Annotated in this window: 12 protein-coding genes; 2 read left to right on the top strand and 10 right to left on the bottom strand. The window is 70.4% G+C overall.

The window, feature by feature from the left end; all coding sequences use genetic code 11:
- Nucleotides 1-24 precede the first annotated feature (24 nt).
- Nucleotides 25-1,113 (top strand): MBL fold metallo-hydrolase, encoded by a 1,089-nt coding sequence (locus ASC67_RS03750; RefSeq protein WP_056315270.1) that lies wholly within the window; start codon nt 25-27, stop codon nt 1,111-1,113.
- Nucleotides 1,114-1,140: 27 nt separating this feature from the next.
- Here the strand turns inward: ASC67_RS03750 and ASC67_RS03745 are convergent, their stop codons facing one another.
- From ASC67_RS03745 to ASC67_RS03725, 5 genes are all read right to left on the bottom strand, one after another.
- Complete coding sequence (locus ASC67_RS03745) at nt 1,141-1,869, bottom strand: GntR family transcriptional regulator (RefSeq protein WP_056315268.1); 729 nt, start codon at nt 1,867-1,869, stop codon at nt 1,141-1,143.
- Between the two features lie 20 nt (nt 1,870-1,889).
- Nucleotides 1,890-2,774 carry an ABC transporter permease gene (locus ASC67_RS03740; RefSeq protein WP_056315265.1) on the bottom strand — a complete coding sequence of 295 codons (885 nt, stop codon included), beginning with the start codon at nt 2,772-2,774 and terminating at the stop codon, nt 1,890-1,892.
- Nucleotide 2,775: 1 nt separating this feature from the next.
- On the bottom strand, nt 2,776-3,660 hold the full coding sequence (locus tag ASC67_RS03735; RefSeq protein ID WP_056315262.1) for an ABC transporter permease: 885 nt from the start codon (nt 3,658-3,660) through the stop codon (nt 2,776-2,778).
- A 166-nt stretch (nt 3,661-3,826) separates the two neighbouring features.
- Complete coding sequence (locus ASC67_RS03730; protein WP_056315260.1) at nt 3,827-5,074, bottom strand: PotD/PotF family extracellular solute-binding protein; 1,248 nt, start codon at nt 5,072-5,074, stop codon at nt 3,827-3,829.
- 32 nt (nt 5,075-5,106) lie between these two features.
- On the bottom strand, nt 5,107-6,102 hold the full coding sequence (locus ASC67_RS03725; protein ID WP_056315259.1) for an ABC transporter ATP-binding protein: 996 nt from the start codon (nt 6,100-6,102) through the stop codon (nt 5,107-5,109).
- A 210-nt stretch (nt 6,103-6,312) separates the two neighbouring features.
- Here ASC67_RS03725 and ASC67_RS03720 point away from each other — a divergent pair, with 210 nt between their 5' ends.
- Nucleotides 6,313-7,044 carry an aspartate/glutamate racemase family protein gene (locus ASC67_RS03720; protein WP_056315257.1) on the top strand — a complete coding sequence of 244 codons (732 nt, stop codon included), beginning with the start codon at nt 6,313-6,315 and terminating at the stop codon, nt 7,042-7,044.
- A gap of 40 nt (nt 7,045-7,084) precedes the next feature.
- Here the strand turns inward: ASC67_RS03720 and ASC67_RS03715 are convergent, their stop codons facing one another.
- The 5 genes from ASC67_RS03715 to glyQ are packed head-to-tail and all read right to left on the bottom strand — an operon-like array spanning nt 7,085 to nt 12,616.
- Nucleotides 7,085-8,041, bottom strand: a complete 957-nt coding sequence (locus ASC67_RS03715) for a M48 family metallopeptidase (protein ID WP_156466648.1) — start codon at nt 8,039-8,041, stop codon at nt 7,085-7,087.
- Between the two features lie 49 nt (nt 8,042-8,090).
- Entirely contained in the window at nt 8,091-8,855 is a 765-nt protein-coding gene (locus ASC67_RS03710; RefSeq protein WP_056315416.1) for a 1-acyl-sn-glycerol-3-phosphate acyltransferase, read from the bottom strand.
- Between the two features lie 56 nt (nt 8,856-8,911).
- Nucleotides 8,912-9,544 (bottom strand): D-glycero-beta-D-manno-heptose 1,7-bisphosphate 7-phosphatase, encoded by a 633-nt coding sequence (gmhB, locus tag ASC67_RS03705; protein WP_056315255.1) that lies wholly within the window; start codon nt 9,542-9,544, stop codon nt 8,912-8,914.
- A 1-nt stretch (nt 9,545) separates the two neighbouring features.
- Nucleotides 9,546-11,663: a glycine--tRNA ligase subunit beta gene (glyS, locus tag ASC67_RS03700; RefSeq protein ID WP_056315253.1), complete on the bottom strand. Its 2,118-nt coding sequence runs from the start codon at nt 11,661-11,663 to the stop codon at nt 9,546-9,548.
- Nucleotides 11,660-12,616 (bottom strand): glycine--tRNA ligase subunit alpha, encoded by a 957-nt coding sequence (glyQ, locus tag ASC67_RS03695; protein ID WP_056315414.1) that lies wholly within the window; start codon nt 12,614-12,616, stop codon nt 11,660-11,662. Before glyQ ends, glyS begins: the two co-directional genes overlap by 4 nt.
- Nucleotides 12,617-12,682: the final 66 nt, after the last annotated feature.

The raw sequence follows: 12,682 nt of genomic DNA, 5'->3' as shown, positions 1-12,682 counted from the left end.
GCGGCGCGGCGCGCCCGACCTGCGATGAACGCACTCGAACACCAGCTCGGCTATCCGTTCGGCGACGACCTGCCGGCGCTGGGCAGCACCCTCGATGTCGCCCCCGGCGTGAAATGGGTGCGGATGCGGCTGCCCTTCGCGTTGGACCACATCAACCTCTGGCTGCTGCGCGACCGGGTCGAGGGCCCGGACGGCCCGGTGGAGGGCTGGGCCATCGTCGACTGCGGCATCGGCGACGACACCACCCGCGCCGCCTGGGAGCAGGTGTTCGCAGACCACCTGGGCGGCCTGCCGGTGCTGCGCGTGATCGTGACCCACATGCATCCGGACCACATCGGGCTGGCCGACTGGCTGACGACGCGCTGGAGCGTGCTCGGGCGCGACTGCCCGCTGTGGATCAGCGCGACCGACTGGAACGCGGCACGGATCGCCTGCCGCAGCACCACCGGCGTCGGCGGCGACGAGGCGGCGAACCACTTCGCGCGCCATGGCGTCACCGACGCCGACGCGCTCCAGAAGATCCGCCGGCGCTCCAATTACTACGCCTCGATGGTGCCGTCGGTGCCGCAGCGCTACCACCGTCTGCTCGACGGCGAGACGCTGCGCGTCGGCGACCACGGCTGGCGCTGCCACGTCGGCTACGGCCATGCGCCGGAGCACATCGCGCTGCACTGCGAGGCGCTCGGCGTGCTGATCTCGGGCGACATGGTGCTGCCGCGCATCAGCACCAACGTCAGCGTGCTCGACTTCGAACCCGAGGCCGACCCACTGCGGCTCTACCTCGAGTCGATCGAGCGGATGCGCGCGCTGCCGCCCGACACCCTGGTGCTGCCGGCCCATGGCCGCCCCTTCACCGGCCTGCACACCCGCGTCGACCAGCTGCGCGATCACCATGCCGAGCGCTTCGCCGACGTGCTGACTGCCTGCGCTGCCGCCCCGAAGACGGCCACCGAGCTGCTGCCGGTGCTGTTCAAGCGCCCGCTCGACCTGCACCAGACCACCTTCGCGCTCGGCGAGGCCATCGCCCACCTGCACGCGCTGTGGTTCGACGGGCGGCTGGTGCGTCAGGTGGACCACGTGAGTGGCGTCTACCGCTTCGCCGTCACCGGCTGACGGGAACGGCCCGACCCGCACCGCCCGTCAGGTGCCGCCGCCGCGGTAGGCGCTGAACACGTCGCGCAGCGCGGGCACCGCCGGGGACGCCAGCTGCGACAGCGAGCGTTCGATCTCGTTGAGGTGGCGGCGCATCTCGGTCGCGGCGGCGCCCGCCCCGTCGCGCTCCAGGCCCGCCAGCAGGCGGCGGTGGCTGTGCGCCACGCACATCGGCTCGCCCGGCGCCTTGTACAGCGCCATCAGCAGCGAGGTGGTCGGCAGCAGTTCCTCCAGCAGCCGCAGGAAGATCGGGTTGCCGCTCAGGCGCGCGAGCTCGAGGTGGAAGCGGCCGGACAGGCGGATCGCCTCCTGCTTGTTCTGCGAGCGCGTCGCGCGCTCCTCCGCCGCCACCAGCGCGCGCAACTCGGCCAGTTGCGCCGCGCTCAGCTTGCCGGCGAGGCGGCGCACCACCTCGCACTCGACGACACGGCGGGCGTCGAACACGTGCTCGCCGTCGCGCCGTGTCGGCTCGGGCACGCGGGCGCCGCGGTTGGGCTGCAGCGTGATGATGCCGTCCTGCGCCAGCTGATGCAGCGCCTGGCGCACCACCGTGCGAGAGACCGCGAAGGCCTGCGCCAGCTCTTCTTCGCGCAACCGCGTGCCGGGTGGCAGGCGCTGGTCGATCACCGCGGCGTAGACGGCCTCGTAGACGCGATCGGTCGGCATGGCCGGCGGCGGCACGTCGGAGCCGGCACCGGCGACGCGTCGCTTCGTCATGCGGACGAGCGCGGGCCGCGTCAGGTGGCGCGCCGGCCGCCGCGGCGGCGCAGCGCGGCCGCGCCGGCCAGCGCCAATCCGACCACCAGCAGCGAGATGCCGGTGGTCACCGTGCCCAGCGCGTAGATCGACGGCGTGGTGACGGTGGTGGTCAGGCCCTGCAGTTCCAGCGGCAGCGTGTTGAGGTCGCCGATCGCCTGCGACGAGCGCGCGATCTCGTCCCAGCTCAGCGTGAAGCCGAACATGCCGATGCCGACCACCGATGGCCCGATCAGCGGCAGCACCACGTGGCGGAAGGTCTGCCATGGCGTCGCGCCCTGGTCGCGCGCGGCTTCCTCGTAGGCCGGGTTGAAGCGGTTGAACACCGCGAACATGATCAGCAGGCCGAACGGCAGCGTCCAGGTCAGGTGGGCGCCGAGGCCGGAGGTGTAGAGGCCCAGCGAGGTGGTGTAGCTCTCGAGCGTGGCGGTCGCGCCGACGGCCTCCAGCAACCACTTGATGCCGCCGTCGAGCAGCCGGAACTGCAGGCCGATGCCGAGCGACACGATGATCGACGGCATGATCAGGCTGGCCACGGTCACGTAGAACAGCGCGTCGGCACCGACCAGCCGCTTGCGGAAGGCCAACCCGGCGGTCAGCGCCAGCAGCACCGTGAGCAGCATCACCACCGCGCCGAGCGCGAGCGAGCGGCGCAGCGCGGCGCCGATGTCGACCACGCCCAGGCCCTTCCACAGCTCGTGGTACCAGTGCAACGACAACCCGCGCATCGGCAGCGTCAGGCCGCCCTCCGGGCCCTGGAAGCTCAGCACGAAGATCGTGATCACCGGCCCGTAGAGGAACAGCACGAACAGGCCGAACACGAGGGCCAGCGGCCAGAAGCCTCTCGAGCGGCGGTCGCGGTTCATCTCAAAGTTCCTTGCGCAGATTCACCAGCCGCGTCAGCGCGACGATGATCATCAGCACCACCGCCAGCAGCACCACGGCGTTGGCCGCGGCCAGCGGGAACTGCAGGTAGGAGGTCTGGACCTGGATCACCTTGCCGACCGAGGCGATCTGCTGGCCGCCCATCACGCCGACGGTCACGAAGTCGCCCATCACGATGGTGATGACGAAGATCGAGCCGATCAGGATGCCGGTGCGCGACAGCGGCACGATCACGTTCCACAGCGTCTGCCAGCCGCTGGCGCCGCAGTCGTCGGCGGCCTCGAGCAGCGATCGGTCGATGCGCATCATCGAATTGAAGATCGGCACCAGCATGAACATCGTGTACAGGTGCACGAAGGCCAGCACCACCGAGAACTCCGAGAACAGCAGCCAGTCGACCGGCTTGTCGACCAGACCCAGCCCCATCAACCCCTGGTTGACCAGCCCGTTGCGGCCGAGCAGCGGCACCCACGAGATCATGCGGATGACGTTGCTGGTCCAGAACGGGATGGTGCAGATGACGAACAGCAGCGTCTGCATGCCCGGCGAGCGCACGTGGAAGGCCAGGAAATAGGCGATCGTGAAGCCGATCAGCAGCGCGGCAGCCCAGGTCAGCAGCGAGAAACGCAGCGTCGACCAGTAGGTCTTCAGCGTCACGCAGGGCTCGGCCAGGTTGCTGCAGCCCTCGAAGATCGACACGTAGTTCTGGCCGGTGAAGCCGGGGATCAGCTCGTAGTCGCTGGTCGGCCAGAAGCTCACCGCGCCGATCAGCAGCAGCGGCGCGATGAAGAAGAACGCGAACACCGCCCCGAACGGCAGCGCCTGCAGCCAAGCGGGCGGCCCCCCTCCGAGCGCCCCGGACTTCATACCGGCGCTCCCCTGCGACGCGCAAGGCGAGCGCAGCGATGCCGTCCCCCCAGCGGACGCCGCGGATCCGGCTCTGCCGGTCCGCCAGCGGCGCCCTAAAGGCACTGAAAGGGCCTCTTCGTGGCCCTTGGGGGAGCGGCGTCAGCCGCAACGGGGGGGAGCGTCATCACGCCGCGACAAATTCGTTCCACTTCTGGACCATGTAGGTGTTCTCGTCCATCAGCGCGTTCCAGCAGGCGATGCCGCCCATGCGCTGCTCGTAGGAGCCGCCGTCGCGCTTGCTGCCGGCCTTGGCGAGCAGGTCGCCGTTGGGCGACTTGATGTCCTTCTCGGCCGCCTTGCCTTCCATCCAGTAGGCCCACTCGTAGGCTTCCATCTTGGCCTTGGCGGTTTCCAGCACGGCGCTGTAGTAGCCCTGGCGGTTCAGGTAGGCGCCGGCCCAGCCGTCGAGGAACCAGTTGATGAACTCATAGGTGGCGTCGAGCTTCTTGCCGCTGGCCGTGGCCGGTACGCCGAAGCCGGCTGCCCAGGCGCGGTAGCCCTCCTTCAGCGGCTGGAACACGCAGTCGATGCCCTTGGTGCGCACCGCGGTCACGGCCGGCGACCACATCGACTGGATCACCACCTCGCCGGAGGCCATCAGGTTGACCGACTCGTTGAAGTCCTTCCACAGCGAGCGGAACTGGCCGGCCTTCTTCGCCTCGATCAGCGTCTTGATCGTGAGGTCGATCTCCTTCTTGGTCATGTTGCCCTTGTCGGGGTACTTGTAGAGCCCCTTGGCCTCCACGACCATCGCCGCGTCCATGATGCCGATCGACGGGATGTTCAGGATCGCGGCCTTGCCCTTGAACTCCGGGTTCAGCAACTCGGCCCAGCTTTCGATCGGGCGCTTGATCAGGTCGGGCCGGATGCCCAGCGTGTCGGCGTTGTAGACCGTGGGGATCAGGCTCATGAACTGCGTCGGCGCCTTGGCGAACACCTTGCTCTTCTCGCCTTCCAGGTAGATCACCTTCTTCGGCGCCGTGCCCTGGTCACCGACCGCCTTGCCGCCCACCACGCCGGTGGTGAACAGCGTGGTGATCTTGTCGGCGTTCTTGATGCGCTTGGTGTCGATGCCCTTCAGGTTGCCGGTCGGCACGATCTTCTTCAGCGAGAAGTACTCGGTGTCGATCAGGTCGAAGCTGTTCGGCGAAGTCACCGCGCGCTTGGTCACCTCGTCGGTGTTGACGGCGATGTACTGGATGGTGATGCCGGTGTCGGCCTTGAACTTCTCGGCGATGGCCTTGTCCTGGTTCACCGCGGTGCCCAGGTAGCGCAGCGTGATCTTCTCCTGCGCGTGGATGGCGGGGAAGATGCCGGTGGCGAGGATGCCGGCGGTGCCCTGGAGCAGTTGGCGGCGACGGAATTCGGACATGGTGGCTTCTCCTGGGGATGAAGGGGGGCCGCTCAGGCGGCCAGCGGATGGACGTCGGCGGCGTCCCAGTGGGCGCAGGCGCTGTCGCCGGGCCGCCAGGGCTGGGCCTCGAAGGCCGCCTCAGGCAGCACGACGTTGAACTCCTCGACCGTCGGGCTGTGCAGCGTCAGCAGCACGTAGGTGCCCTGGTACTCGGTGGCACGCACGGTGGCCGGCAGCACCGTGTCGCCGGCCGGCAGCGGCTCGCGGCTCAGGCGCGTCTTGTCGGCGCGCACGGCCACCAGGCCGCGCGAGGAAGGAATGACGTTGTGCCCGCCCATGAAGCGCGCCACGAACTCGCTGCGCGGCGCGTTGAACACGCTGTGCGGCGAGCCGTCCTGCTCGATGCGGCCCTGGCTCATCACCACCACCTGGTCGGCCAGCGCCATCGCCTCCTCCTGCGAGTGCGTGACGTGGATGAAGGTCATGCCCAGCGAGGTCTGCCAGCCCTTGAGCTCGGCGCGCATCTTGATGCGCAGGAAAGGATCGAGCGCCGACAGCGGCTCGTCGAGCAGCAGCACCTTGGGTTCGGTGATCAGCGCGCGCGCCAGCGCCACGCGCTGCTGCTGGCCACCCGACAGCTCGGCCGGCTTGCGGTGCGCCAGGTGGCCCAGCGACACGCGCTCCAGCAGGTCGGCCGCCTTCTTCTGCCGCGCGGCCTTGTCGACGCCGCGCATCTTCAGGCTGAAGGCCACGTTGTCGAGCGCGCTCAGGTGCGGGAACAGCGCATAACTCTGGAACATCATCGCCGTGCCGCGCTCGGACGCCGGCAGGTTGGTGATGTTGCGGCCGCCGAGCACGATGTCGCCCTCGCTCGCCAGCTCGTGGCCGGCGATCATGCGCAGCGTGGAGGTCTTGCCGCAGCCCGAGGGCCCGAGCAGGCAGCAGTAGCTGCCGGCGGCGATCTTCAGGTCGATCCCGGCTACGGCGACCGCGTCGCCGTAGCGCTTGACCAGGTGAACGAGTTCCAGGTCGGTGCGTGGGTTCATGGCGCAGCCGGCACGCAAAGCATGTGCCAGCCGACGCGTCGACCCCGCCGCCGCGGCCCTGCCGGACGCGACGCCCGGGTGCGGTCCTTGCTCGCACCCCGCAAGGCGCGGGGCGAGCCGCCGTGACCAACCGCAAGCGCGCACCATCGCTGGTCCGCCCCGCGCGTTTTGTATGCAAAACGCACTGATCTTGTTCACGAGACGACGACCATGAAGCTGCTGCTCATCAACCCCAACAGCTCCGCCGGCATGACCGCGGGCATCGCCGACGCGGCGCGCGCGGTGGCCGCCGCCGGCACCGAGGTGATCGCCACCCAGCCCGGCTTCGGGCCGGCCTCGATCGAGGGCCATTACGACGAGGTGTTCGCTGCCGCCGGCGTGGCCGAGCAAGTGCGGCAGGCCGCGCCGCTGGCGCCCGACGCGGTGCTGATCGCCTGCTTCGGCGACCCCGGCCTCGACGCGGCCCGCGAAGCCACCGACGCACCGGTGCTGGGCACCGCCGAGGCGGCCTTCCACGTCGCGTCGATGCTGGCGACCGGCTTCTCGGTCGTCACGACGATGACGCGCACCTGCGTGATCGCCGAGCACCTGGTGCTGAAGTACGGCTTCGAGCGGCGCTGCCGCGGCATCCACGGCACCGACATCCCGGTGCTCGCGCTCGAGGACGCCGGCGACGAAGTGCTGGCGCAGATCGAGGCGAGCGCGCGCGCCGCGCTGGCGCAGGACCGCAGCGGCGCCATCGTGCTGGGCTGCGCCGGCATGGCCGGGCTGTGCGGCACGCTGCAGCAGCGCCTGGGCGTGCCGGTGATCGACGGCGTGGCCGCCGCAGTCAAGCTGGCCGAGGCCCTGGTGGGCCTGGGGCTGCGCACCAGCAAGCACGGCGACTACGCGACGCCGCTGCCCAAGCTCTACCGGGGCTGGGCCGGGCCTCTGGGCTGGTAGCCCTGTCGCCCGGCGGCCGGCGCGACGACCCGTCCGAGCGTCAGTCGAACGCCGGCACCATCTCGTGGCGCAGCGCGCCGCGTGCGGTGTCGAGATCGGGGATGACGGAGCGCACCACGTCCCAGAAGCGCGGGCTGTGGTTCATCTCGCGCAGGTGGGCGAGCTCGTGAGCGACGACGTAGTCGATGGTCGGCAGCGCGAAGTGGATCAGGCGCCAGTTCAGCCGCACCGAGCCGTCGGCGCTGGCGCTGCCCCAGCGCGTCTGGGCGGAGCTGAGCGCCAGCCGCCGCACCTGCACCTTCAGGCGCGGCGCGAAGTGGGTGCAGCGCTCCTCGAACAGGCGTTTCGCCTGGCGCTGCAGCCAGGCCTGCACCACGTCGCGGATCTGCTCGGGCGCCGCGCCGTGCGGCAGGCCGATGTGCAGCGTGAGCCGCGGCACGCCGGGCAGCGCCGCCGCGTCGCTGTTGAGCACCGCGCCGGTGGCGCGCGGGTCGAGCACGAGGATCAGGGTCTCGCCGAGGAAAGGCAGGCTGGCGCCGTCGCGCCACTCGATGCGTGCGGCCGCGTGCTTTTGCGCCCGCTCGTGCTGCTCGACCAGCTTGGCCTGGATCCAGGCCGCCTTCTCGCGCAGCGCGGCGTCGATCTCGCCGCGGCCGACCCAGCGCGGCGCTCGCACGCTCAGCCCCTCGGCCGAGACCACCATGCCGATCGAGCGGCGCCGTGCGCGCTGGAATTCATAGGCGACGACGGCGCGGCCGAGGTCGATCTCGCGCGAGGCACGCGGGTGACGGAACAGCGGCGGGCTCAGCGCCGGCCCGGGCGGTCTGGCGGGCGACGGCGGCGCAGCCGGCACGCTGAGGCGGGGCGCCGGCTCCGGCGCCGCCAGCGCGGCCGCCTGCGGCGCGGCGGATGCGGCAGGCTCGTCCTGCGCGAACAGCGGCAGGTCGAGCTGGCGAAAAGGGGCGTTGGGGTCGGCCACGGCGGCCCGGCGCGTCATGGGGGGCGAGTATAGAAGCCGACCATGGCGCCGCGCCTCCCGCCGGAACTCATCGCGCCGCGGTGGTGGCCGGGTAGGCCTCGGGATCGATGCGGCGCATCTCGGCCTCGATCCACGCCTCCACTTCGCGCATCAGTTCGTCGGGCTGACGGCCGGCGGAGGGAATGGGGGTGCCGATCACGACGTCGATCACGCCGGGCCGCAACACGAAGCTCTTGCGCGGCCAGCACTTCGCGGAGCTCACCGCGATCGGCACCACCGGTGTGCCGGTCGTCACCGCGAGCCGCGTGCCGCCGCTCTTGTAGACGCCCTGGTCACCGCGTGGCGTGCGCGTGCCTTCGGGGAACATGATGACCCAGTTGCCATGGGCCATGTACTTGCGGCCCTGCTCGGCCACGCGGTTCCAGGCTTCGGTGCGCTTGCTGCGGTCGATGTGGATCATGTCGAGCCGACCGATGGCCCAGCCGAAGAAGGGGATGTAGAGCAGCTCGCGCTTGAACACGTAGCACAGCGGGTGCGACATCAGCGTCGGGAACGCGAAGGTCTCCCAGGTGCTCTGGTGCTTGGGCAGCAGGATCACCGGCGAGAGCCGGTCGGCCGGGAGCCGCTCCATGCCCTGCACGCGGTAGCGCACGCCGCAGATCGCCTTGGCGCCCCAGATCGACAGGCGCAGCCAGCTGATGCAGACCCAGTACACCGGATCGCCGCGCACGAAGATCGACAGCAGCAGCGCCGCGATCGCGATCGGCACCACCGTGATCGCCAGCCACGCGATGAAGACCGCGGAGCGCAGCACCGCCACCAAGCGGCTCACCGGACCACCTTCGTGCTGCGCACTCCGGTATTCGCCCTTGGGGCGGCCCGGCGGGCTCATGCCCCCAACGCCCCGGGGTTGCTGTCGGGCACCTCGACCGTGCCGCGCGCGATGGCCCGCTCGTGGCGTTCGCGCTGCACGATGAACTCCGCTGCGGTCGCCAGGTCGGCATGCACCACGGTGCCGGGCACGTGGCGCACGATGTCGGCGATCTGCGCGTCGGTGAGGCCCGCGCACTTGCCGGTGCGCACCAGGTGGGTCTCGCAGCCGACCGCCTGGGCCGCCTGAAGATCGCGCAGGCTGTCGCCGATGGCGGGCACCTTCGACAGCTCCACGCCGTAGCGATCGCCGATCTGCGTGAACAGGCCGGGCAGCGGCTTGCGGCAGGCGCAGGCCTCGTCGGGCGCGTGCGGGCAGAAAAACACCGCGTCGACGCGCCCCCCCACCTGAGCCAGCCCGAGATTCATCTTCGCGTGCATCGCGTTGAGCGTCGACATGTCGAACAGCCCGCGGCCCAGGCCCGACTGGTTGGTGGCGATCACCACGTGCCAGCCGGCATGGTTGAGCCGCGCGATGCCTTCCAGTGCACCCGGCAAGGCCTGCCATTCTTCGGCCGACTTGATGTAGTCGTCGCTGTCGACGTTGATGGTGCCGTCGCGATCGAGGATGACGAGCTTGGGGGGCTGCATGTCAGCTCGCCAGCTTGGAGAGGTCGGCCACGCGGTTCATCGCGGCATGCAGCGTGGCCAGCAGACCGAGCCGATTGGCGCGCAGCGCCGGGTCATCGGCGTTGACCATCACGCCGTCGAAGAAGGCGTCGACCGGCGCCTTCAGCGCAGCGAGCGACTGCAGCGAGGCCGCGTGGTCGCCGCGCGCGAAGGCGGCATCGGCCGCAGGCTTCACCGCCGCCAGCGCCTGTGCCAGTGCGGCCTCGGCCGGCTCCTTCAGCAACGCCGCGTCGACCTTCGGCTCCACCGCACCCTCGACCTTCTTCAGGATGTTGCCGACCCGCTTGTTCGCCGCGGCGAGCGCCGGCGCCTCGGGCAGCGCCGCGAAGGCCCGCACTGCCGCCAGGCGCTGCGCCACCTCGCTCAGCCGCTGAGGGCGCAGCGAGAGCACGGCGTCGACTTCCTGCGCGCGGTAGCCCTGCTCGCGCAGGCTGCCGGCGAGGCGGTCGAAGATGAAATCGGCCAGCGCCGCCGACGGATCGGCGATCAGCGCGCCGAACGCCGGCGAGGCCGTCTTCAGCAGCGCATCGACGTCGAGCGGCAAGGCCTTCTCGCTCAGCATGCGGATCACCCCCAGCGCATGCCGCCGCAACGCGAACGGATCCTTGTCGCCGGTCGGCAGCTGGCCGATGCCGAACAGGCCGACCAGCGTTTCCAGCTTGTCGGCCAGCGCGACCACGGTGCCGACCTCGTTGCGCGGCAGTTCGTCGCCGGCGAAGCGCGGGCGGTAATGGTCCTCGATCGCGAACGCGATGTCGTCGCCCAGGCCGTCGTGCTGCGCGTAGTAGCGGCCCATCGTGCCCTGCAACTCCGGGAACTCGCCCACCATGTCGGTCAGCAGGTCGGCCTTGGCCAGCAGCGCGGCCTGGTCGGCCTTGGCCGCCAGCGCCTCGCCGCCGAGCTGGCTGCCGATCGCCCGCGCGATGGCCCGCACGCGCTCGACGCGTTCGCCCTGGGTGCCGAGCTTGCCGTGGTAGACGACCTTGTCCAGGCCAGCCACGCGATCGGCGAGACGCTTCTTGCGGTCCTGGTCGAAGAAGAACTTGGCGTCCGCCAGCCGCGGGCGCACCACCCGCTCGTTGCCACCGACCACGGCGCTGGCGTCGTCCGGACTGATGTTGCTGACGATCAGGAACTTGTGGGTGAGCCGGCCCGCCGCGTCGAGCAGCGGGAAGTACTTCTGGTTGGCCTTCATCGTGAGGATCAGGCATTCCGGCGGCACCGCCAGGAAGCTTTCCTCGAACTGCCCGAGCAGCACGTTGGGCCGCTCGACCAGCGCGGTCACCTCGTCCAGCAGCGCCGCGTCGTCGATCGGCACCAGGCCTTCCTTCGACGCCGCGGCCTGCAGCTGGCGCGCGATCTCGCCGTGGCGCGCCGCGAAGCTGGCGATCACCGCGCCCTGGTCCTGCAACTGCTGCGCGTAGTGGTCGGCGTGCTGCAGCACCACCGGATCCATCTGCGCCTCGAAGCGGTGGCCGTGCGTCTCGCGGCGCGACTCGAGCCCGAGCGCGGCCACCGGCACCAGGTCGGCGCCGTGCAAGGCCACCAGGCCGTGGGCCGGGCGCACGAACTGCACGCTGGCCCAGCCCGGCAACTCGCCGGTCTCGAGCTGGTAGCTCATCAGCTTGGGGATCGGCAGCTTCGCCAGCGCCTCGAGCAGCGCCTTCTGCAGCCCGACGGCCAGCATCGCGCCCGGCACCAGGCTGTCGAAGAACAGCGCCTCGGCCTTGCCGTCCGGGCGGCGCTCCAGCCGCGGCAGTGCCAAGGCATCGGCGCCCAGCGCGGCGAGCTTCTTCAGCAGCGCCGGCGTCGGCTGGCCGTCGGCCGTCAGGCCCACGCTCACCGGCATCAGCTTCTGCGACACCGCCTTGTCGGGCGCAGCCGGCAGCACCGCACTGATGTGCGCCGCCAGCCGCCGCGGCGAGGCAAAGGGCGTGGTGGCCGAGTGCTCGGTGGCCAGGCCCTGGGCCTTCAGGCTCTCGGCCAGCGTGTGGGCGAAGGACTCGCCGAGCTTCTTCAGCGCCTTCGGCGGCAATTCCTCGACGAACAGCTCGACGAGCAGGTTCTTGGTGTCGCTCATGCCCGGGCCGCCTCTTCCGCGTTCGCGGCCTTGGCCGGCTTGCGGGCGGCTTCGCCCGCCTTCTCGATCTCGGCCACCCACTCGCGCGGCGCCATCGGGTAGCCCAGCCGCGCGCGGCTGTCGACGTAGCTCTGCGCGACCGCGCGCGCCAGGTTGCGGATGCGGCCGATGTAGGCGGCCCGCTCGGTGACGCTGATCGCACCGCGCGCGTCGAGCAGGTTGAAGGTGTGCGCGGCCTTCAGCACCTGCTCGTAGGCCGGCAGCGCGAGCTGCTGCGTCATCAGCTGCTGCGCGTTACCCTCGTGGGCCGTGAACGCGGTCAGCAGGAAATCGACGTTGCTGTGCTCGAAGTTGTAGGCGCTCTGCTCCTGCTCGTTCTGCAGGTAGACGTCGCCGTACGTCAGCCCCTCGGTCCACTGCAGCTTGTAGACGTTGTCGACGCCCTGCAGGTACATCGCCAGGCGCTCCAGGCCGTAGGTGATCTCGCCGGTGATCGGCCGGCAGTCGATGCCGCCGACCTGCTGGAAGTAGGTGAACTGCGTGACTTCCATGCCGTTGAGCCAGACCTCCCATCCCAGGCCCCAGGCGCCCAGCGTCGGATTCTCCCAGTCGTCCTCGACGAAGCGGATGTCGTTGACCTTCAGGTCGAAGCCCAGCGCCTCGAGCGAGCCGAGGTAGAGCTCCAGGATGTTGCTCGGTGCCGGCTTGAGCACCACCTGGTACTGGTAGTAGTGCTGCAGGCGGTTGGGGTTCTCGCCGTAGCGGCCGTCCTTCGGCCGCCGCGACGGCTGCACGTACGCCGCCTTCCAGGGCTCGGGGCCCAGCGCGCGCAGGAAGGTGGCGGTGTGGCTGGTGCCGGCGCCGACCTCCATGTCGTAGGGCTGCAGCAGGGCGCAGCCCTGGTCGGCCCAGTACTGCTGAAGACGCAGGATGATTTGCTGGAAGCTCAGCATCGTGATGAGGTGGGAGGTGGGGCCGAGGCGCACGCGCCGGGCCGGACCCCGGATTCTAGGTGGCGC

The sequence above is a fragment of the Methylibium sp. Root1272 genome (genome assembly GCF_001425905.1).
Lineage (GTDB): Bacteria > Pseudomonadota > Gammaproteobacteria > Burkholderiales > Burkholderiaceae_C > Methylibium.
The sequence above is the reverse complement of the archived record's forward strand: the minus strand, read 5'-3'. Positions and strand labels throughout refer to the sequence as shown.

What these genes read in the sequence shown, in the direction of transcription:
- glyQ (WP_056315414.1), bottom strand. Translation starts at nt 12,616, where the DNA reads ATGCTGAGCTTCCAGCAAATCATCCTGCGTCTTCAGCAGTACTGGGCC.
- ASC67_RS03745 (WP_056315268.1), bottom strand. Translation starts at nt 1,869, where the DNA reads ATGACGAAGCGACGCGTCGCCGGTGCCGGCTCCGACGTGCCGCCGCCG.
- ASC67_RS03715 (WP_156466648.1), bottom strand. Translation starts at nt 8,041, where the DNA reads ATGACGCGCCGGGCCGCCGTGGCCGACCCCAACGCCCCTTTTCGCCAG.
- gmhB (WP_056315255.1), bottom strand. Translation starts at nt 9,544, where the DNA reads ATGCAGCCCCCCAAGCTCGTCATCCTCGATCGCGACGGCACCATCAAC.
- ASC67_RS03730 (WP_056315260.1), bottom strand. Translation starts at nt 5,074, where the DNA reads ATGTCCGAATTCCGTCGCCGCCAACTGCTCCAGGGCACCGCCGGCATC.
- ASC67_RS03725 (WP_056315259.1), bottom strand. Translation starts at nt 6,102, where the DNA reads ATGAACCCACGCACCGACCTGGAACTCGTTCACCTGGTCAAGCGCTAC.
- ASC67_RS03740 (WP_056315265.1), bottom strand. Translation starts at nt 2,774, where the DNA reads ATGAACCGCGACCGCCGCTCGAGAGGCTTCTGGCCGCTGGCCCTCGTG.
- ASC67_RS03720 (WP_056315257.1), top strand. Translation starts at nt 6,313, where the DNA reads ATGAAGCTGCTGCTCATCAACCCCAACAGCTCCGCCGGCATGACCGCG.
- glyS (WP_056315253.1), bottom strand. Translation starts at nt 11,663, where the DNA reads ATGAGCGACACCAAGAACCTGCTCGTCGAGCTGTTCGTCGAGGAATTG.
- ASC67_RS03750 (WP_056315270.1), top strand. Translation starts at nt 25, where the DNA reads ATGAACGCACTCGAACACCAGCTCGGCTATCCGTTCGGCGACGACCTG.
- ASC67_RS03735 (WP_056315262.1), bottom strand. Translation starts at nt 3,660, where the DNA reads ATGAAGTCCGGGGCGCTCGGAGGGGGGCCGCCCGCTTGGCTGCAGGCG.